This is a genomic window from Streptomyces fodineus, assembly GCF_001735805.1.
Classification (GTDB): Bacteria; Actinomycetota; Actinomycetes; order Streptomycetales; family Streptomycetaceae; genus Streptomyces; species Streptomyces fodineus.
In genome coordinates this window covers 3,915,943-3,934,058 of the sequence record NZ_CP017248.1, presented here as the reverse complement: position 1 = coordinate 3,934,058, position 18,116 = coordinate 3,915,943, and the positions used below count along the sequence as shown (strand labels likewise).

Annotated in this window: 16 protein-coding genes and 1 pseudogene; 6 read left to right on the top strand and 11 right to left on the bottom strand. The window is 71.5% G+C overall.

All coding sequences use genetic code 11. The features are described from left to right. Positions 1-28: 28 nt before the first annotated feature. The 3 genes from BFF78_RS16160 to trhA all read right to left on the bottom strand — a co-directional run bounded on the left by BFF78_RS16160 (position 29) and on the right by trhA (position 3,035). Complete coding sequence (locus BFF78_RS16160) at positions 29-664, bottom strand: acyl-CoA-like ligand-binding transcription factor (protein WP_079161820.1); 636 nt, start codon at positions 662-664, stop codon at positions 29-31. A gap of 5 nt (positions 665-669) precedes the next feature. After that, positions 670-2,208 (bottom strand): DHA2 family efflux MFS transporter permease subunit, encoded by a 1,539-nt coding sequence (locus BFF78_RS16155; protein WP_069779011.1) that lies wholly within the window; start codon positions 2,206-2,208, stop codon positions 670-672. Between the two features lie 113 nt (positions 2,209-2,321). After that, positions 2,322-3,035, bottom strand: a complete 714-nt coding sequence (gene trhA / locus BFF78_RS16150) for a PAQR family membrane homeostasis protein TrhA (RefSeq protein ID WP_069779010.1) — start codon at positions 3,033-3,035, stop codon at positions 2,322-2,324. A gap of 369 nt (positions 3,036-3,404) precedes the next feature. Between trhA and BFF78_RS16145 the strand changes: the two genes are divergently transcribed. Continuing rightward, a complete protein-coding gene (locus BFF78_RS16145; RefSeq protein WP_069779009.1) occupies positions 3,405-5,222 on the top strand; it encodes a phosphoenolpyruvate carboxykinase (GTP) in 1,818 nt (605 codons plus the stop codon). Positions 5,223-5,387: 165 nt separating this feature from the next. Here BFF78_RS16145 and BFF78_RS16140 read toward each other — a convergent pair whose 3' ends face one another. From BFF78_RS16140 to BFF78_RS16120, 6 genes are all read right to left on the bottom strand, one after another. After that, a complete protein-coding gene (locus BFF78_RS16140; protein ID WP_069779008.1) occupies positions 5,388-5,990 on the bottom strand; it encodes a hypothetical protein in 603 nt (200 codons plus the stop codon). Further along, positions 5,977-7,518 carry a vWA domain-containing protein gene (locus BFF78_RS16135; protein WP_069779007.1) on the bottom strand — a complete coding sequence of 514 codons (1,542 nt, stop codon included), beginning with the start codon at positions 7,516-7,518 and terminating at the stop codon, positions 5,977-5,979. The genes BFF78_RS16140 and BFF78_RS16135 overlap by 14 nt, the downstream gene beginning before the upstream one ends. Beyond that, positions 7,515-7,688 (bottom strand): hypothetical protein, encoded by a 174-nt coding sequence (locus BFF78_RS46210; protein ID WP_159033013.1) that lies wholly within the window; start codon positions 7,686-7,688, stop codon positions 7,515-7,517. Before BFF78_RS46210 ends, BFF78_RS16135 begins: the two co-directional genes overlap by 4 nt. Then, positions 7,685-8,782 carry a substrate-binding domain-containing protein gene (locus tag BFF78_RS16130; protein ID WP_069779006.1) on the bottom strand — a complete coding sequence of 366 codons (1,098 nt, stop codon included), beginning with the start codon at positions 8,780-8,782 and terminating at the stop codon, positions 7,685-7,687. The genes BFF78_RS46210 and BFF78_RS16130 overlap by 4 nt, the downstream gene beginning before the upstream one ends. A gap of 132 nt (positions 8,783-8,914) precedes the next feature. Continuing rightward, positions 8,915-9,325, bottom strand: coding sequence for an SCO4983 family protein (locus tag BFF78_RS16125; RefSeq protein ID WP_069779005.1), 411 nt, complete (start codon positions 9,323-9,325; stop codon positions 8,915-8,917). Positions 9,326-9,414: 89 nt separating this feature from the next. Next, positions 9,415-10,626, bottom strand: a complete 1,212-nt coding sequence (locus tag BFF78_RS16120; RefSeq protein WP_069779004.1) for a pyridoxal phosphate-dependent aminotransferase — start codon at positions 10,624-10,626, stop codon at positions 9,415-9,417. A 206-nt stretch (positions 10,627-10,832) separates the two neighbouring features. On the opposite strand from BFF78_RS16120, the gene BFF78_RS16115 reads away from it, so the two are divergent. Together BFF78_RS16115 and BFF78_RS16110 are read left to right on the top strand one after the other, a co-directional pair. Beyond that, entirely contained in the window at positions 10,833-11,744 is a 912-nt protein-coding gene (locus tag BFF78_RS16115) for a hypothetical protein (RefSeq protein WP_227025846.1), read from the top strand. 184 nt (positions 11,745-11,928) lie between these two features. Then, positions 11,929-12,762, top strand: a complete 834-nt coding sequence (locus BFF78_RS16110) for a trypsin-like serine peptidase (protein ID WP_069779003.1) — start codon at positions 11,929-11,931, stop codon at positions 12,760-12,762. A 13-nt stretch (positions 12,763-12,775) separates the two neighbouring features. Here the strand turns inward: BFF78_RS16110 and BFF78_RS16105 are convergent. Both BFF78_RS16105 and BFF78_RS16100 read right to left on the bottom strand, forming a co-directional pair. Beyond that, a pseudogene (locus BFF78_RS16105) lies at positions 12,776-14,377 on the bottom strand (N-acyl-D-amino-acid deacylase family protein); the annotation flags it as partial. 18 nt (positions 14,378-14,395) lie between these two features. Beyond that, entirely contained in the window at positions 14,396-15,670 is a 1,275-nt protein-coding gene (locus BFF78_RS16100) for an amino acid deaminase (RefSeq protein WP_227025844.1), read from the bottom strand. A 162-nt stretch (positions 15,671-15,832) separates the two neighbouring features. On the opposite strand from BFF78_RS16100, the gene BFF78_RS16095 reads away from it, so the two are divergent. Genes BFF78_RS16095 through BFF78_RS16085 form a run of 3 tightly spaced genes read left to right on the top strand, consistent with a single transcriptional unit; the run spans position 15,833 to position 18,049 of the window. After that, positions 15,833-16,864: a sugar kinase gene (locus tag BFF78_RS16095; RefSeq protein ID WP_069783602.1), complete on the top strand. Its 1,032-nt coding sequence runs from the start codon at positions 15,833-15,835 to the stop codon at positions 16,862-16,864. Beyond that, positions 16,861-17,622, top strand: a complete 762-nt coding sequence (locus tag BFF78_RS16090; RefSeq protein ID WP_069779001.1) for an IclR family transcriptional regulator — start codon at positions 16,861-16,863, stop codon at positions 17,620-17,622. The genes BFF78_RS16095 and BFF78_RS16090 overlap by 4 nt, the downstream gene beginning before the upstream one ends. Positions 17,623-17,638: 16 nt before the next feature. After that, the gene (locus tag BFF78_RS16085; protein ID WP_069779000.1) at positions 17,639-18,049 is read left to right on the top strand and encodes a RidA family protein; all 411 of its coding nucleotides are present in this window, start codon (positions 17,639-17,641) and stop codon (positions 18,047-18,049) included. The last annotated feature ends 67 nt before the right edge of the window (positions 18,050-18,116 follow it).

Here is an 18,116-nt window from a genome sequence, read left to right as displayed (position 1 = left end):
CAGCATCGCACGCCGGGCCGCCGCCACCTCAGTGGTTTTCGGTGCGGGGCAGGCCCTGCTCCAGCACGTCCAGGGCCCGGTCCATGAGGGCGCCGAGATCGCCCTCGAAGTCGTTCTCCGCCCAGTACATGGAGACCTCCATCAGCCCGCCGATGAGGGACATCGCGTAGACGCGGACCTCGAGGCCGTCGGGGTCCAGACCGGCCCGTTCGGCGAGGGCCGCACGGAGCATGCGGCCGGTCTCCGACATGCTCTCGAACATCCGGGAGCGGACGGCGGGGACCTGCACCCCGAGGTGCGTCCGGATGCGCACCACCTCGGGGTCCTCGGCCATGCTCGCGTCGAGGGCCTTGTGCATCACATGCCGCAGTGAGTCCATCCACGACTCCTCGGCGGGCCGGGAGCGCAACTCCTCGACCATCAGCAGGTCGTACTCGTCCGTGAGGACGATGTCCTCCTTGGTCGGGAAGTACCGGAAGACGGTCGACGGCGACACCTCGGCGCGCTCGGCGATCTGGTCGATCGTCGTGGCGTCGTACCCCTGTTCCTTGATCAGCGCGTAGGTGGCGGCGCGGATCGCCTCCCGGGTCTTGATCTTCTTGCGTTCGCGCAGGCCGGGGCGGGGGTTGCCGGCGGGGGTGAGGGGGGAACGTGCGGCCGTCATGAAGGTCATTGTCGGGCATCCTCCGGGGCGGCCACCATCTCGGGTGCGGCGCCCTGCGTGGGCGTCGCCCGCGGCAGGAAGGCCGCCGCCGGCAGCGCCGCGGCGAGCGCCGCGATGCCGCACACCAGCAGGACCACGCCCATGCCGTGGACGTACGCGCTGTTCGCGGAGGCGAGGAGACGGGCCGAGCCGAGCTTCTCGCCGGTCAGGTGCGCGGCGACCACCGAGTCACCGGCGGTGTGCGCGGCCTGTGGCGGCAGCCCCGTGACATCGAGCCGGTCGCGGAAGGCGCCGGAGAGCAGGCTGCCGAGCAGGGCGATGCCGATCGCGCCGCCGACCTGGCGGAGCGTCATGAGCAGGCCCGAGCCGCTGCCGGCCCGGTCGCGGGGCAGGGTGCCGAGGGCGCCGTCCATCGCGGGTACGACGGAGAAACCGAAGCCGACGCCGGTGATCGTGAGCCACAGCGCGGTGTAGCCGTAGCCGGAGCCGGTCGTCGTACGGCTGCCGAGCAGTGCGGCGAAGGCCAGCACCACCAGTCCGGCGCTCACCACGGCCCGCGCACCGAACCGTGCGACGACCGGCTGCGCGCCCCGGGCGGCGACCAGCAGTCCGCCCATCAGCGGCAGCAGCCGCAGACCGGTGCCGAGGGCGTCATGGCCGAGGACGGCCTGGAGATACGGGGGCAGCACGAACATCAGGCCCGACAGGACGAACATCACCAGGGTCGCGGCGAGCGTGTTGAACAGAAAGCCGCGGTGGGCCAGCAGCGTCATGTCGAGCATGGGGCGCGCGGCCCGGCGCTCGCGCAGCACCAGCGCGGTGAGCAGTACCGCCGCCGCGCCGAACATGGCCAGCACCAGCGCGTCGCCCCAGCCGCGGTCGGGGGCCTCGATGATCGCGTAGATGAGGGCGGCGAGGCCGGTCGCGGTGAGCGCGGTGGACACGAGGTCGACGGCGGGGGAGGCGGGGTCGCTGGTCTCGGGGAGCAGGAAGACGCAGGCGGCGATGCCGATCGCGGCCATCGGGACGTTGACCAGGAAGACCGAGCCCCACCAGAAGTGGTCGAGCAGCCAGCCGCCGATGATCGGGCCGAGCGGCATGCCGAGCGCGGAGGCGGCCGACATGATGCCGACGGCCTTGGTGCGCTCGTCGGGGCTGAAGAGCGAGGGCAGCACGGACAGGGCGAGCGGGGTGACGAACGCGCCGCCGATGCCCATGAACGCCCGGGCCGCCACGACCCAGTTCACGTCCCCGGCCAGCGCGCCCAGCAGGGAGCCGGCCAGGAAGACGCCGAGCCCGGCGATCAGCATCCGGCGCCGGCCGAACCGGTCGCCGAGGAGTCCGGCGGGCAGCATCAGCGCGGCGAAGACGACGACGTACGCGTCCGCCATCCACTGCTGCTGGCCGGTGGTGGCGCCGAGCCGGCCGGCCATGGTCGGCAGCGCCACGTTGAGGATCGTCATGTCGAAACCGAGCGTGAGCATGCTCGCGACCAGGGCCCCGAGAGCCCACCACCGCCGAGGATTCTGAGTGACAGTTGCCATGAACTGATAGTAGCTCTCAAAATCATGAGACTGTCAATGAATAGCGGATGTCAGGCGGCACGAAAAACGGCCACGGCTGGTGAGCCGTGGCCGGAAAGGGGGCGGGTGGGGGCTTACGCGTGCTGGTAGGCCACCAGCGAGATGCCGACGTAGTGGACGACGAACGCGGCGAGCGTGAAGGAGTGGAAGACCTCGTGGAAGCCGAACCAGCGCGGTGACGGGTTCGGCCGCTTGATGCCGTAGATCACGCCGCCGGTGCTGTAGAGCAGGCCGCCGACGATCACCAGGATCAGGACGGCGATGCCGCCGGTGCGCAGGAAGTCGGGGAGGAAGAAGACGGCCGCCCAGCCCATCGCGATGTAGCAGGGCGTGTAGAGCCAGCGCGGGGCGCCGACCCAGAAGGCGCGGAAGACGATGCCGGCCGCCGCGGCGGCCCAGATGCCCCACAGCAGCCACTGGCCCTTGGTGCCGGGGAGCAGTAGCAGGGTCAGCGGGGTGTAGGTGCCCGCGATGATCAGGAAGATGTTGGCGTGGTCCAGGCGGCGCAGGACGCCGTCCATTCGGGGGCTCCAGTTGCCCCGGTGGTACAGCGCGCTGACGCCGAAGAGCAGGCAGGCCGTCAGGGCGTAGATCCCGCAGGCGATGCGGCCTCTGGTGGAGTCGGCGAGGGCGGTGAGCACGAGGCCCGCGATGAGTACGGCCGGGAACATTCCGAGGTGCAGCCAGCCGCGGAGCCTGGGCTTGACCGGATGCGGCAGGGAGAGCGCGGCGGGACCGCGGCCGGCGGCCGGCGAGTCCGTGGGCGCATCGGGGGCGGACGCAGTCATGGGCGGCATCGTACCTACGGAACCGTAAGTTACGGGTCAGTGTGGCCGGTGAAGGTTCGCCCGAGTGGCCATCGTCTCACGCGAAGCGCGACAGCCGTGTTCAAAAAGTCTTTCAGGCGAACTCAACGTGCACGTAAAGGGGCGCGGAGGTACGCAGGAAAGATGCGAAAACCGTGGCCTTCCTCACGCCGCTCACCTGTGACTCCCCCTGGACATATGCGCACTCGCGACGGATGATCAAATGAGTGCGGTCGGCACCGGATGAGCGCCCACAGTCGAACGACTGCGAAGCATCCGGGCCGCAGCCCCCACGGGGCCCCAAAGGAAAAATCCCTTACCAGGGTAAAAATCCCTCACTTAGGAGCAATCGTGGCGCGCGACATCGCGGCTCCCGCCCCCACCAAGCACCAGGAACTGATCTCGTGGGTCAACGAGATCGCCGAACTGACCCAGCCGGACAGCGTGGTCTGGTGTGACGGCTCCGAGGCCGAGTACGAGCGGCTTGCCGAAGAACTGGTAGCCAAGGGCACCTTCAAGAAGCTCGACCCGATCAAGCGCCCGAACTCCTACTACGCCGCCTCCGACCCGACCGATGTCGCGCGCGTCGAGGACCGCACCTTCATCTGCTCCGAGAAGGAGGAGGACGCGGGCCCCACCAACCACTGGAAGGCCCCCGCCGAGATGCGGGAGATCTTCAGCGGCGAGAAAGGCCTGTTCCGCGGCTCCATGCGGGGCCGCACGATGTACGTCGTCCCGTTCTGCATGGGCCCGCTCGGCTCCCCGCTGTCCGCGATCGGCGTGGAGATCACCGACTCCGCCTACGTCGCCGTCTCCATGCGCACGATGACGCGCATGGGCCAGGCCGTCCTGGACGAACTGGGCGAGAGCGGCTTCTTCGTCAAGGCCGTGCACTCCCTCGGGGCCCCGCTCGAGGAGGGCCAGGAGGACGTTCCGTGGCCGTGCAACTCCACCAAGTACATCTCGCACTTCCCCGAGTCCCGCGAGATCTGGTCCTACGGCTCCGGCTACGGCGGCAACGCCCTGCTCGGCAAGAAGTGCTACGCGCTGCGTATCGCCTCCGTCATGGCGCGTGACGAGGGCTGGCTGGCCGAGCACATGCTGATCCTCAAGCTCACCCCGCCGCAGGGCGAGTCCAAGTACGTCGCCGCCGCCTTCCCGAGCGCCTGCGGCAAGACCAACCTCGCCATGCTGGAGCCCACGATCTCCGGCTGGACCGTGGAGACCATCGGCGACGACATCGCCTGGATGCGGTTCGGCGAGGACGGCCGCCTGTACGCGATCAACCCCGAGGCCGGCTTCTTCGGCGTCGCGCCCGGTACCGGTGAGCACACCAACGCCAACGCGATGAAGACCCTGTGGGGCAACTCGGTCTTCACCAACGTGGCGCTGACCGACGACAACGACATCTGGTGGGAGGGCATGACGGAGGAGACTCCGGCCCACCTGACCGACTGGAAGGGCAACGACTGGACGCCGGCGTCCGAGACCCCGGCCGCCCACCCCAACGCCCGCTTCACGGTCCCGGCGTCCCAGTGCCCGATCATCGCGCCGGAGTGGGAGGACCCCAAGGGCGTGCCGATCTCGGCGATCCTCTTCGGCGGCCGGCGCGCCAGCGCGGTGCCGCTGGTGACGGAGTCCTTCGACTGGAACCACGGTGTCTTCCTCGGCGCCAACGTGGCCTCCGAGAAGACCGCCGCCGCCGAGGGCAAGGTCGGCGAGCTGCGCCGCGACCCGTTCGCGATGCTGCCGTTCTGCGGCTACAACATGGGCGACTACATGGCCCACTGGATCAAGGTCGGCAAGTCCGCGGACGCGGCCAAGCTGCCGAAGATCTACTACGTCAACTGGTTCCGCAAGGACGACGAGGGCAAGTTCGTCTGGCCGGGCTTCGGCGAGAACTCCCGCGTCCTGAAGTGGATCGTGGAGCGCCTGGAGGGCAAGGCCGAGGGCGTCGAGACCCCGATCGGCATCCTGCCGACGCGCGACGCGCTGGACACCGACGGCCTCGAACTGTCCGAGTCCGACCTGGACTTCCTGCTCACGGTCGACAAGGAGGTCTGGCGCGAGGAGGCCGCGCTCGTGCCCGACCACCTCAACACCTTCGGCGACCACACCCCGAAGGAGCTGTGGGACCAGTACCGCGCGCTGGTGGAGCGCCTGGGCTAGTCCCACCGAAGACTCCACGGCCGGCCGCCGTGCCCTGACCAGCGATCGTCACGGCCGGCCGTGGTGACATGCCGGCGAGGCCCGCACAACGGCGTGGGGGTCCTGGGCCTGTCGTCACGTTCCCGCTCGCCCCGCGGGAGCACGACGGCAGGCCCTCGCCCGTCTCTAGCGGCCCCGGTCCTCCAGATACCGCGTATGCGACTCCTGCCGGCGGGCCGCCCGGTCCCGCAGGGACGACACCAGGTGTTCGGCCTCCTCGCGCAGCAGGGCGAGCTGGCGGTCCAGATGGCGTTCGGGGGAATCCGTGCCCGCGGTCATACGGGTCCACCAGCGGGTGCGGACGTAGGCGTCGACGGCCTCCGGGATGTCCTGCCGTACCGCGCGGGAGACCGTGTGCACGCCGTCGGGGTCCTGCGCCAGGGCCTCGGCGACCCAGCCCGGCTCCAGCAACGCGGTCAGCAGCTCGGTGATCTCGGCGAGCCAGTCCGCGGAGGTGCCCGGCAGGTCGACGTCCGCGAGATAGCAGCGCAGCTTCGCGAAGTCGGCCCGGACCGCGTCCAGCTGGGCCGACGGGCCCGGGAAGGCGGGCAGGGCCGGCCGCTCCGGCGGGGCGATCAGCGCGCCCGCGCCGTACAGGCCCGCGACCACGGCCGGCCAGTACGGTCCCGCGACCTGGATGAAGGTCAGCACCAGCCCGACGAGTCCCAGGGCGCCGCCGGTGAGGTTCTTGCGGGACTCCAGGTAGCCGAGGACCTTACTGGTAGCCACGGATCTCCTCGAAGGCGCCGTCCAGCGAGCCCTGCCGGGCGTCGAAGAGGCGGCCGCCGGTCAGGTCGGCGATGTGCTGCAGCTCCGGGCGGGAGGAGTCGCCGAAGAGGATCGGGAAGACGGGGGTGTCCCGCCCGGTGCCGGTCAGGGAGCGGTGGAAGCCGTCGAAGTTGCCGGCGTCGGCGCCCGCGGTGTTCTCGCCGTCGGTCATCAGCACGATCGAGGTGAACGTGTCCTTGCCGTCGCCGAGATGGCCGTACGCCTTCTCCAGCGAGGTGTAGATCGCGGTGCCCCCGTCGGCGGTGAGGGCGTCGGTGTCGCGGCGGATGGCGGCGAGGCCCGCCTTCGGGTCATGGGGGTCGACGACATGGGTGCGCACGCTCTTCACGTCCGAGCCGAACGGCATCAGCGTCACCTCCTCGCGCTCGCGGAAGTCGCCGGTGAGGCCGGTCAGCGCCGCCTTCAGCGCCTTCAGCCGCTCGCCCGCCATCGAGCCGGAGGTGTCGAGGACGTACACCGTGCGGGAGGGGCGGCGCAGCTTGTTCTCGTAGGAGCTGAGCAGCCCGTCGGCGACCGAGCGGCTGCCGGGGAAGGGCAGTTCGCGGCGCCGGCCGGTGTCGAGACCGGGCGCGGGCGGCACCGAGGCGACGACCGGGCGGCGGTGGGTGGTGCCGGTGATGAGCCTCTGTACGGCGTCGGTGCGCAGGTCCTCGGTGACCTTGCGGACGTCCTCGCGGGTACGCGCGTTCGTCGAGGCCAGCGAGGAGAGCGGATAGTCGGCGGTGACGACGCCGTCGCGGGGGCGGATCACGGTGAGGCCCGGGATGCCCTTGAGGACGGACTCGTAGTTGAGCAGGGCGTCGACGGTGCCGCGCCGCTGGTAGGCGGTGGCCAGCCAGCCCGAGGAACCCGAGGTCAGCTTCTGCCCCTTGAAGAACTCCTTCAGCCTCGGCGTGGCCTTGGCGACATCGGCGTCCGTGAGCGCGGACTGGGCGCCGGAGAGCGCCGAGGCGACCGAGATCAGCGTGGAGAAACCGGAGTTGGAGCGGGCCGGGTCGGTCATGCCGTAGGTCAGCCTGCCGTCCTGCACGGCCTGCGCGATCCGGCTCCAGGTCACCTGCTCGGGCTGCCAGCCGAGCGCCTTCACGGTGGCCGGTCTGACGCCGATGGCGACCGGGCTGGACATCACCGGCGTCTCGGACACCACCTTCCTCGCCGCGTCGGGCCGCAGCCGCAGATAGTCGTCCGAGGACAGCCACAGCGCGTCGTACGCCCCGTCGGCCCTGCCCCTGGCCAGCAGGTCGACGGCGTCCAGGGTGCCCATGTAGGTGGGCCGGACGGTGATGCCGGTGTCCTTGTGGACGCGGTCGAAGACGGCGCTCATGTCGCTGAGCTCGCTGGAGGCGAGCACGCGCAGGGTGCCGGGCTTCGGGGCGGCGGGGTCGTCCTTGTGGCCGTCGGCCGTGCAGCCGCCGAGCAGGGCGGCCGCCGCGGTGAGCAGGGCGAGGGCGGATCGTCGTCGTCTCATGCCTGCGGGCCCTCCAGTGCGCCCTGGTTCCCGCCGCGCTCCGAGCAGGCGGTGGTGATCTGGCCGGCCCCGCCCGCGATCTCGGGCACGAGCCCACCGGCCCTGTGCCGCGGCGCGAAAGCCACGGGCTTCGGCGGTGCGAGGCCGAACTCGCTGTGATCATTGGTCATTTGCCACTGTCCCCCGGTTGTTCGCGCGCCCGGCGGGCCATCTCGCGCAGCACCTCGGAGGTGGGCACGGGCGCCTGCCGGACGCCGGTGAGCGTCTGGTCGAGATAGCCGGACCGGCCGGCGGTGGCCGCGGTGAACTCGGCGGCGTCGCCCTGCGGCCTGAACCCGTGCCGGACGGCGAGCCTGCGCAACGCCGGGTCGGTGCTGAGGAGTTCACCGAGCGCACGGCCGGTCGCGTCGAGCGGTACGACGGTGTGGTCGCTGTTGACGGTGGTGTCGGGGTAGAGGACGACGAGGTCGTTCACGGTGTGCTGCTGGGTGAGCAGGGCGGCGACCTGCGCCTCGTAGACGAGCACCAGCGGGTTCCCGGCGCCGCTGATGAAGTCCCGGAACACCGCGTCGCTGCTGGACTGCTGGGCGCCCTGGACGCTGATGAGCTTGTGCAGCAGGGGTGCGGTGCGGTCGACGTCGGCCTTGCCCGTGACGACCTTGCCGCCGCCCGCGACGTAGGAGGCGTCGGCGAGGTACAGGGCACCGGAGTTGGAGGTCTCGGGGTCGGTGCTCGCGATGTAGAGGGTGCCCGTCAACTCACCGTGTGCCGTGGCGCCCTTGAGCTGCTGCCAGGTCCGGTCGTGCCGGGCGGCGTCCAGATAGGCGCCCATCTTCAGCGTGCCACGGTTCTGCCCGCCGAGTACGGCCAGCCCGTTGGCGGCGAGGACGTCGGCCGCGCTGCGGTGGGCCACGACGACGAGCGGCGAGTAGAAGGGCCGGGGCAGCGGCTCCTGCGCGTGGTACTTCGCGGCCAGCGCGTCGGCCGGTGGCTGGCTGCCGGGGAAGGCGAAGTCGTACCCCTTGAGGTCGAGATCCTCCATGGCCCAGGACCCGGAGGACTCCGTCTTCACGGTGTAGCCCTTGGCGGCGAGGGCCTTCACCACATCGGGATCCGCGAAGAAGTCCGCCTTCTCCGACCCGATCACTCCACGCACGGTCTTCGTTGCCGTGCCCGTGTCCTCCCCGTGCCGGCCCGCGACGACAGCGGCCACCACGCCACCGATCAGCAGCACGGCGAGGACGATTCCAGCGATGCGTCTCACGCCGGGGAGCGTGCTCCCGGAACCCAACGTTCCCCGTGGCGGCCGGTGAACGGGGCGTGACATACCGGCCTCGGCACTGCAACGCCCTTTAGGGGCGCCCCCCAAGGAGCCGGCCGAAGCCGGCGCAGGGGGTCAGTGGGCGGCGGCGCTCGGCGCCAGCGCGGAGCTGTGCGCGTCCATCCGTTCGGCCGCCAGGATCGCCGCCGAGGTGTCCGCGCGGGACGCGGCGACGACGAGCGCCCGGCCGGCGAGGGCGTGCGCCCGCTGGTGCAGCGCCCCGGGGTCAGCGACCGTGGCCGGCACCGTGCGCGCCGGCACGTGACCGCCCCGCAGCCGGCTCACCTCGCCGGCAAGGCGCTGCGCGGCGGCCTCCAGATCGGCCGACGGAGTCAGTCCCCGCAGCTCGTCGGTGACGGCGAGCAGCGCGGCGAGGTGCCCGGCGAGCTGGATGTCCAGCTCCTCCTCGCGCGACCGGTGGGGAAAGTCGGAGGCGGTGCCGGCCATGGTGCTGTGGACCGACTTGGCGCGGATCGGTTCGTACATGGGGGATGGCCTCCTGTGCTCTGACAGGAAGCCATCCTAGCTTGGATTTCGTCTAAAGTTGAGCGATGTCACGGAATGAAGTCCGTCGACTACGGCTGGCTGTACCCGTCCAGGAAGGTGCCGATCCGGGTGATCGCGTCCCGGAGATCACCGACCGACGGCAGGGTCACCACCCGGAAGTGATCCGGCTCGGGCCAGTTGAAGCCCGTGCCCTGGACCACCATGATCTTCTCCTGGCGCAGCAGGTCCAGGACCATCTGCCGGTCGTCCCTGATCTTGAAGACCTGGGGGTCGAGCCGCGGGAAGAGGTACAGCGCGCCCTTGGGCCGGACACAGCTCACGCCCGGGATCTGCGTCAGCAGCTCGTACGCGGTGTCCACCTGCTCCTTCAGCCGGCCGCCCGGCAGCACCAGGTCGTTGATCGACTGGCGTCCGCTGAGCGCGGCGACCACGCCGTGCTGCCCCGGCATGTTGGCGCACAGCCGCATGTTCGCGAGGATCGTCAGACCCTCGATGTAGGAGTCGGCGTGCGCGCGCGGCCCGGAGATGGCCATCCACCCCACCCGGTACCCGGCCACCCGGTACGCCTTCGACATGCCGTTGAAGGTGAGGGTGAGCAGATCGGGGGCGACCTTGGCGGTCGGGGTGTGCGTGGCGCCGTCGTAGAGGATCTTGTCGTAGATCTCGTCGGAGCAGACCAGCAGGTTGTGCCGGCGGGCGATGTCGGTCAGGCCCTTCAGCATCGCCTCGTCGTACACCGCGCCCGTGGGGTTGTTCGGGTTGATGATGACGATGGCCTTGGTGCGGTCGGTGACCTTGCGCTCGATGTCGGCGAGGTCGGGCATCCAGTCGGACTGCTCGTCGCAGCGGTAGTGGACCGCCGTACCGCCCGCCAGGGAGACGGCCGCCGTCCACAGCGGGTAGTCCGGGGCCGGTACGAGGACCTCGTCGCCGTCGTCCAGCAGCCCCTGCATCGCCATCACGATCAGCTCGGAGACGCCGTTGCCGATGAAGACGTGCTCGACGTCCGTCTCGATGCCGAGGGTCTGGTTGTGCATCACGACCGCGCGGCGGGCGGCCAGCAGGCCCTTGGCGTCGCCGTAGCCGTGCGCGGTGGAGACGTTGCGGAGGATGTCCTCCAGGATCTCCGGGGGGCACTCGAAGCCGAAGGCGGCCGGGTTGCCGGTGTTGAGCTTGAGGATGCGGTGTCCCGCCGCCTCAAGCCGCATGGCCTCCTCGAGAACCGGGCCCCGGATCTCGTAACAGACGTTGGCGAGCTTGGTCGACTGGATCACCTGCATGCCCGTGAGCTTACGGCCCGGTAACGCCTCCTGGGTCGTGTTTTCCGACACGTGAGACACGAAGGTTTGCCCTGATATCGCCCATGGCTGTCTCAGGGGCCACTTGCGTCCCTAGAATGCGTGCCGCTCCGCCGGGTCGGCGGGGTCGTCGGGGGGCGGGCCCGAGTGGGCGGCATGTGTGGACAGCGAGGCGGAGTAGGGCGGGGATGCGCGAAGAGACAGGGACGGACGGCAGACGCGGACCGGGTGCGGCGCCCCGGGTTCCGCCGGACGCGCTGCCGGACCGGGAACGGCCGCACGCGTACGAGGCCGAGGCGACGCGGGCGCTGCCGCATCCGTACGACGCCGAGCCGGGGCAGGCGGGCCTGCCGGACGCCGATCCCGCGCAGCGGACCCGCCTGCTGCCGCACGCCGGTCACGCGCCGTCGGCCTCGCCGAACGTGTACCTCCCCCGGGCGGTCCCCGCTCCGGCGTACGACGAGTACACCGACCCCGCCGCCGCCCACGGCTGGACCAGCGCCTACGACGAGACCCGGGAGCTGCCCCCACTGACCGAGCCGACCGAGCCGACCGAGCCGACCGAGCGGGCCGAGCGGGCCGAGCGGGCCGAGCCGAGCGGGGCGGCCGGGGCGACTGGGCCGACCGGCCGTCCCCTGACGGGCGAGGGGCGGGCCGCGCGGCGGCGTGCCGAGTGGCGCACAGGTGGCCGTCGCCGGGTGGCGGCCGTCGCCGGGGTGCTGGGCGTGGCCGGCGCGGTCGCGGTGATCGCCGCCGTGGCGGGCGGCTCGGATTCCCCCACCTCGAAGGGGTCGGCGCCGGCCGTCGCCGGTTCCGCCACCCCGAACCCCCGCACGGCCGCCGGCTCCCCGGCCGCGGCCACCTCGACGGCCGCCACCGGTGCTTCCTCGGCCTCGCGGTCCCGCTCGGCCACGTCCCCGGCGGTAAGCGCGTCACAGGGGCGGACGGCCGGCGGCCCGCCCGCCTCGTCGGCTCCTGCGACTGCCACGGCGCCGCCTACGCCCGCGCCCACCGCGACGACGGCCGCCCCGACGACCTCCGCACCCGGTTTCCCCGGTGGCCGGGGGCACGGTCACGGCGGCGGCAGGAACCACCACTGACCATCGGGCGCGCGCCCTCCAGGTCCGACCTCGACGCCTTGCACGGCCCTCCCCGCACAGGGAAACCCCTATGACCTGAGTCGGCTTCTTGTTCCCGCACCCCTCCTGCGCCGAAAATGCGCATGACAAACGAACGAGCGGCCGGAGCATTCCGGTCGCTCAAGTCGTAAGAGGGGACCCCCACATGAACAAGCCTCTCCTTGCCGCGCTCTCCTCCCTGGCGATAGCCGGGCTGGGCGCGGCCCCCGCGGTCGCCGCGCCGCACACCACCGTCAAGCCCAAGGCGACCGTCGACTTCGCCGGCACCGTCGCGCTCAGCAACTGCTCCGGCTCCGTGATCCGCTTCCCCAACTCCGCCGACACCGACCCGGCGCTCGTGCTCACCAACGGCCACTGCCTGGAGACCGGCTTCCCCGACCCCGGCCAGGTCATCACCGGCCAGTCCTCCAGCCGCAGCTTCGGCCTGCTGAACGCCTCCGGCAGCAAGGTCGCGACCCTCCGCGCCAACCAGGTCGTCTACTCGACCATGACGGACACGGACATCACGATCTACCGGCTGACCACCACGTACGCGAAGATCAAGAGCTCGTACGGGATCAGCCCGCTCACCGTGAACGACACCCACCCCACCGCCGGCACGGCCATCAAGGTCGTCTCCGGCTACTGGAAGCGGACCTACAGCTGCAACGTCGACGGCTTCGTGTACCGGCTGAAGGAGGGCGACTGGACCTGGAAGGACTCCCTCCGCTACACCTCCGCCTGCAACACCATCGGCGGTACCTCGGGCTCCCCGGTCATCGACACCACCACCGGCAAGGTCGTCGCCGTCAACAACACCGGCAACGAGGACGGCGAGACCTGCACGGTCAACAACCCGTGCGAGGTGGACGAGAACGGCAACGTCACCATCCACCAGGGCATCAACTACGCCGAGGAGACCTACCAGATCCCCGCCTGCTTCACCACGGGCAACAAGCTGGACCTGAGCGCCGGCGGCTGCGTCCTGCCGAAGCCCTAGGCCCTGTCCCGTTCGTACGGCGGACGGACCGGCCCGCGAGCACGTCCGTCCGCTTGCCGTCCTCGATCACGAACCTGCCGTCGACCAGGACGTATGGGATCCCCGTGGGCAGCGTGCGCGGCTCGGCGAAGGTCGCGCCGGGCGCCACCGTCTCCGGGTCGAACAGCACCAGATCGGCCCGGTAGCCCTCGCGCACCAGCCCCCGGTCCGGCAGCCGCAGCCGGGCCGCGGGCCGGGAGGTGAGGTGGGCGACGCACTCCTCCAGGGACAGGATCCCCAACTCGCGCACGTAGTGGCCGAGATAGCGCGGGAAGGTGCCGTACGCCCGCGGGTGCGGCTTGTCGCCCCGCAGGATGCCGTCCGAGCCGCCGGTGTGGGTGCGGTGCCGCATGATCGTGCGGACGTTGTCCTCGTGGCCGACGTGCTGGAGGATCGTCGTACCGAGCCGGTCCTCGACCAGGAGCCGCCGGGCGGTCTCCCAGGGGCCCTCGCCGCGCAGTTCCGCCGCCTCCCGGACGGTACGGCCCACCAGCTCCCCGAGCGCGGGGTCGGCGACGCCGGAGATCTCGATCGTCTCCCACTCCACCGGCACACCGTGACAGCCGTCCGAGCCGGTCACCTCCAGGCCGTGCCGGATCCGTGCGGCCGTCGCCGGGTCGGCGAGCCGGGCCAGGATCTCCTGCGGACCGCCCTCGCTCGCCCAGCTCGGCAGCAGCGCGGCCAGGGTGGTGCAGCCGGGGGTGTACGGATAGGTGTCGAGGGTGATGTCCGCACCGGCGTCCAGGGCCCCGTCGAGCAGGGCCAGCAGCTCGGGCGCCCGGCCCGCGTTCACGCCGAAGTTCATCGTCGCGTGGGCCAGATGCAGCGGACAGCCGGCCTCCCGGGCGAGGGCGACCATCTCGGCGTAGGCCTCCAGGGCGCCGGCGCCGTAGGAGCGGTGGTGCGGGCAGTAGTAGCCGCCGTACGACGCCACCACCCGGCACAGTGCGGTCAGTTCGGCGTCCGGGGCGTACATGCCGGGTGTGTACGTCAGCCCGGACGACAGCCCGACCGCGCCCTGCTCCAGTCCCTGAGCGACCAACTGCCGCATCCGGTCCAGCTCTTCGGCGGTCGCCTCCCGGTCCTCCCAGCCGACGACGAGCGCGCGGACCGTGCCCTGGGGGACGAGATAGGCCGCGTTCACGGCGATCCCGCGGTCCAGCCGGTCGAGGTACTCGCCGACCGACCGCCAGTCGAAGCCGATGTCGTCGCCGTACCCGTTCCACCCGGTGATCGCCCGCCGCACCTCCTGAAGCGTGCGGTCGTCCACCGGCGCGTACGACAGCCCGTCCTGCCCGAGGACCTCCAGCGTGACCCCCTGCGCGGCCTTGGCCGTGTGCTCCGGGTCGCGCAGCAGGGCGAGATCGGAGTGGGCGTGCATGTCGATGAAGCCGGGGGAGAGGACCAGGCCCTCCGCGTCCAGCTCCCGCACGGCCCGCGGGCGCTGGCAGCCGGCCGCGGCGGCCTCCTTGACGATTCCGGCGATCCGGCCGCCGTCGATCACCACATCGGCCCGGTACGAGGGTTCACCGCTGCCGTCGACGACGTCGGCGTCCCGGATGACCAGGTCCTCCATGCCAGGTCTCCCGATGCCCTAGAAGAAGGTGCGGATGTATTCGACGACCGTCCCGTCGGCCTCGGCCACCGGGATCAGCTGCCACTTGTCGAACGACGTGCACGGGTGGGACAGGCCGAGGCCGATCCAGTCGCCGACCTCGACGTCCGTGCCCGGTTCCGTGCGCAGCCAGGCGTGCTGGTCGGACAGGCCGGTCACGGTGATGCCGTCCGCCGGGTGCTCGACACCGTTCCGGCGTACCACCTGGGCGGCGGGCAGGTCCAGGTCGTAGGCCGCGTCGCGCTTGCCCGCGTTGGCGAAGGCCTGCTCGGGCGTGGGCCGGGAGACGACCTGCGCCCACAGCCGGAAGGCTGGCTCCAGGGCACCCTCCTCGGGCACCCGCGCGAAGGGGGTGAGCCTGCGGTAGTGCCCGTCGTCGTGTGAGACGTACGCACCCGAGCGCAGCAGCTTCAGTACCGGAAGGGAGAGCGCGGGGATCTCGTCGAACACGTCGGCCACCGCGTCGAACCAGGCGCTGCCGCCCGCGCTCACCACGATCTCCTCCGCGTCCTTGAGGAGCCCGGCCCCGTCGAGCTCGGCGGCGAGTCCCACCAGCCGCCGCAGATACGACCGCACCCGCTCCGGATCGGCCTGCGGGACCTCGCCCTCGTACCCCGCCACGCCGACGAGCCGCAGCGTCCGCGCACGGGCCACGGCATCGGCGACGGCCAGGGCCTCCGCCTCCGTCCGCACACCGGTCCGCGCACCCTCGCCGGCGCCCAGCTCGACCACGACGTCCACGGGACGGGCGGCGCCCCTGAGCGCGCAGTCCATCAGCTCGACGCCGCGCACGGAGTCGACGTAACAGACGAACCGGAATGCGGGGTCGGCGGCGAGCTCGCCCGCGATCCAGCGCAGTGCCGAGGCATCCACCAGCTCGTTGGCGAGGAAGACCCGCTGGATCCCGAACGCCCGGGCGACCCGCACCTGGTGGGGCACCGCCAGGGTGATGCCCCAGGCGCCGTGCTCGATCTGCCGGTGGAAGAGCTGCGGGGCCATGGAGGTCTTGCCGTGCGGGGCGAAGGCGAGGCCGTGCCGTTCGGCGTACGCCTCCATGAGCGCGAGGTTGTGCTCCAGGCGCTCGGCGGACAGGGCGAGGACGGGTGAGCCGAAGCCGTCGGCCTCGGCGAAGAGATTGCGGCGCTGGGCGGCCAGTTCGCCGACGGTGAGGCCGTCGGCGTCCGGCGGGAGGCCCTTGAAGCGGTGGTCGACGCGTTCCTCGGCCAGTCGGGCGAGCGCTTCGCTGCTGCTCAATGGAGCCCCTCTCTCGGCTCGTTGCATTCTCCGCAACGGCCATTGCATGTACTGCTAAGTGGTGTCTAGCATCTCGCCGACACCGGGTCAACGGAGTCGTGGCCCGGACATCGGACAGGAGTCATCATCAACGACGCTGCTTACGCCGTGAAGGGTGCGGTCATGGAGGTGGTGGACGTGGTCGCGCTCGGCGAGTCCATGGTCACCTTCCTGCCCACCCGGCCGGGCCGCCTCGCGGACGTACCCTCCTTCGACCGCGCGATCGGCGGCGCCGAGTCCAACGTGGCCTGCGTGCTGGCCGCCGCCGGGCACAGCGCGCGGTGGGTGGGGCGGGTGGGGGCGGACGGGTTCGGCGACCACCTGGTGGAGCGGATCGCCGGGTACGGCGTCGACGTCTCGTCCGTGTCCCGCGACCCGGCCCGTCCGACCGGCGTCTACTTCCGCACGGCCGCCGACCGGGGCACGGGCGCGCACGAGGTGGCGTACTACCGGGCGGGGTCGGCGGCCTCGGCCATGAGCGCGGCCACCGTGGACCTGACTGCGGCGCGGGCGGGGCGGGTGCTGCACCTGTCGGGCATCACGGCGGCCCTGTCGGAGGACTGCCGCGCCCTGCTGTACTCCCTGACGGCACGTCGTCCGGGGCGCCCACTCCTCTCCTTCGACGTGAACGACCGCCCGGCCCTGCGGAGCACCCCCGAGGGGCCCCTCGCGCTCCTCGACCTGGCCCGCAGGGCCGACATCGTCTTCGTCGGCGAGGACGAGGCGGAGGAGGCGTGGGGCATCACGGGCGGCCCGGAGGCGATCCGAGCGGCGCTGCCGGAGCCGGGGCTGCTGGTGGTGAAGCAGGGGGAGAAGGGGGCGACCGCGTTCGGCGGGCGCCGGCCCACCGCACCCCCGGCCACCTTCGAACCTGCCCTCCACGTGGACGTCGTGGCGGCCACCGGCGCCGGGGACGCCTTCGCCGCCGGGTTCCTCTCCGGCACCCTCCGCGGCCTCCCCCTCACGAGCCGGCTCAGGCTGGGACACCTCTTCGCCGCCGCCGCCCTCACCACCCCCGGCGACCTGGCCACGCCCCCCGCCCGGGACCACGCCGACCGTCTGATCGCCCTGGACGGCACCGCATGGGGGAGACTTCGACTCGCCCCCGGCTGGACGCAGGCCGAGTGGGCCACACAGGAGGCGAACACCCCATGAGTCAGACCGTCGACCGCGCCCTGAGCATCCTGCCGCTGCTCGCCGAGGGCCCCGCCGACCTCGGCCAGGTGGCCGACCGCCTGGGCGTGCACAAGTCCACCGCACTCCGCCTCCTGCGCACCCTGCACGAACACGGCCTGGTCTACCGCCAGTCCGACCAGCGCTACCGCCTCGGCGCCCGCCTCTTCGCCCTCGCCCAGGAGGCGATGGAGAACCTCGACATCCGCGAGATCGCCCACCCCCACCTCGTACGGCTGAACGAGGCCTGCGGCCACACCGTGCACCTCGCCGTGTACGAGGAGGGTGAGGTCCTCTACATCGACAAGGTCGACAGCCGCTACCCGGTCCGCATGTACTCCCGGATCGGCAAGCCCGTCGCCATCACCGTCGCGGCCGTGGCCAAACTCCTCCTCGCCGACCTGCCCGACCCCGAGCGCCGCGCCCTCGCGGACAAGCTCGACTACCCCCTCTACACCTCCCGTTCCACCCCCAACGCCCCAGCGTTCCTGAGGGAGTTGGAGAAGGTACGCGAACAGGGCTGGGCCACCGACCTCGGGGGCCACGAGGAATCCATCAACTGCGTCGCCGCCCCCATCCGCGGCGCCGACGGCCGGGTGGTCGCCGCGATGTCGGTGTCCGCCCCGAACGTGGTCGTCACCGCCGACGAACTCCTCACCCTGCTCCCGCAGGTCCGCCGTACCGCGGACGCGATCAGCGGCGAGTACTCCGGAAGAACGCCCGTCGGTGACCCCGAATGACAGACAAGGACCCTGCATGACCGAGAAGACCGCGCTCACCCCGAAGACCCACACCACCCCGCCCGCGAAGTTCTCCCACGGCGTGAAGAAGGGCAACCTCCTCCAGGTCGCCGGCCAGGTCGGCTTCCTGCCCGCGCAGGAGGGCAAGCCTCCGACGCCCGCCGGCCCCACCCTGCGCGAGCAGACCCTCCAGACCCTCGCCAACGTCAAGGCGATCCTCGAGGAGGGCGGCGCCGGCTGGGACGACGTGATGATGATCCGCGTCTATCTGACGGACGTCGACCACTTCGCGCAGATGAACGAGATCTACAACGCCTATTTCGAGGAGCAGGGCCTCACCCAGCCGCCCGCCGCCCGGACCACGGTCTACGTCGGTCTTCCGGCCGGCCTCCTCATCGAGATCGACGCGCTCGCCGTACTCGGCTGAGCACCTGACGACCCCTCACCACCCGCACGTCCCTTCACGGCACGGCGGCCCCCACCCCCGGGCCGCC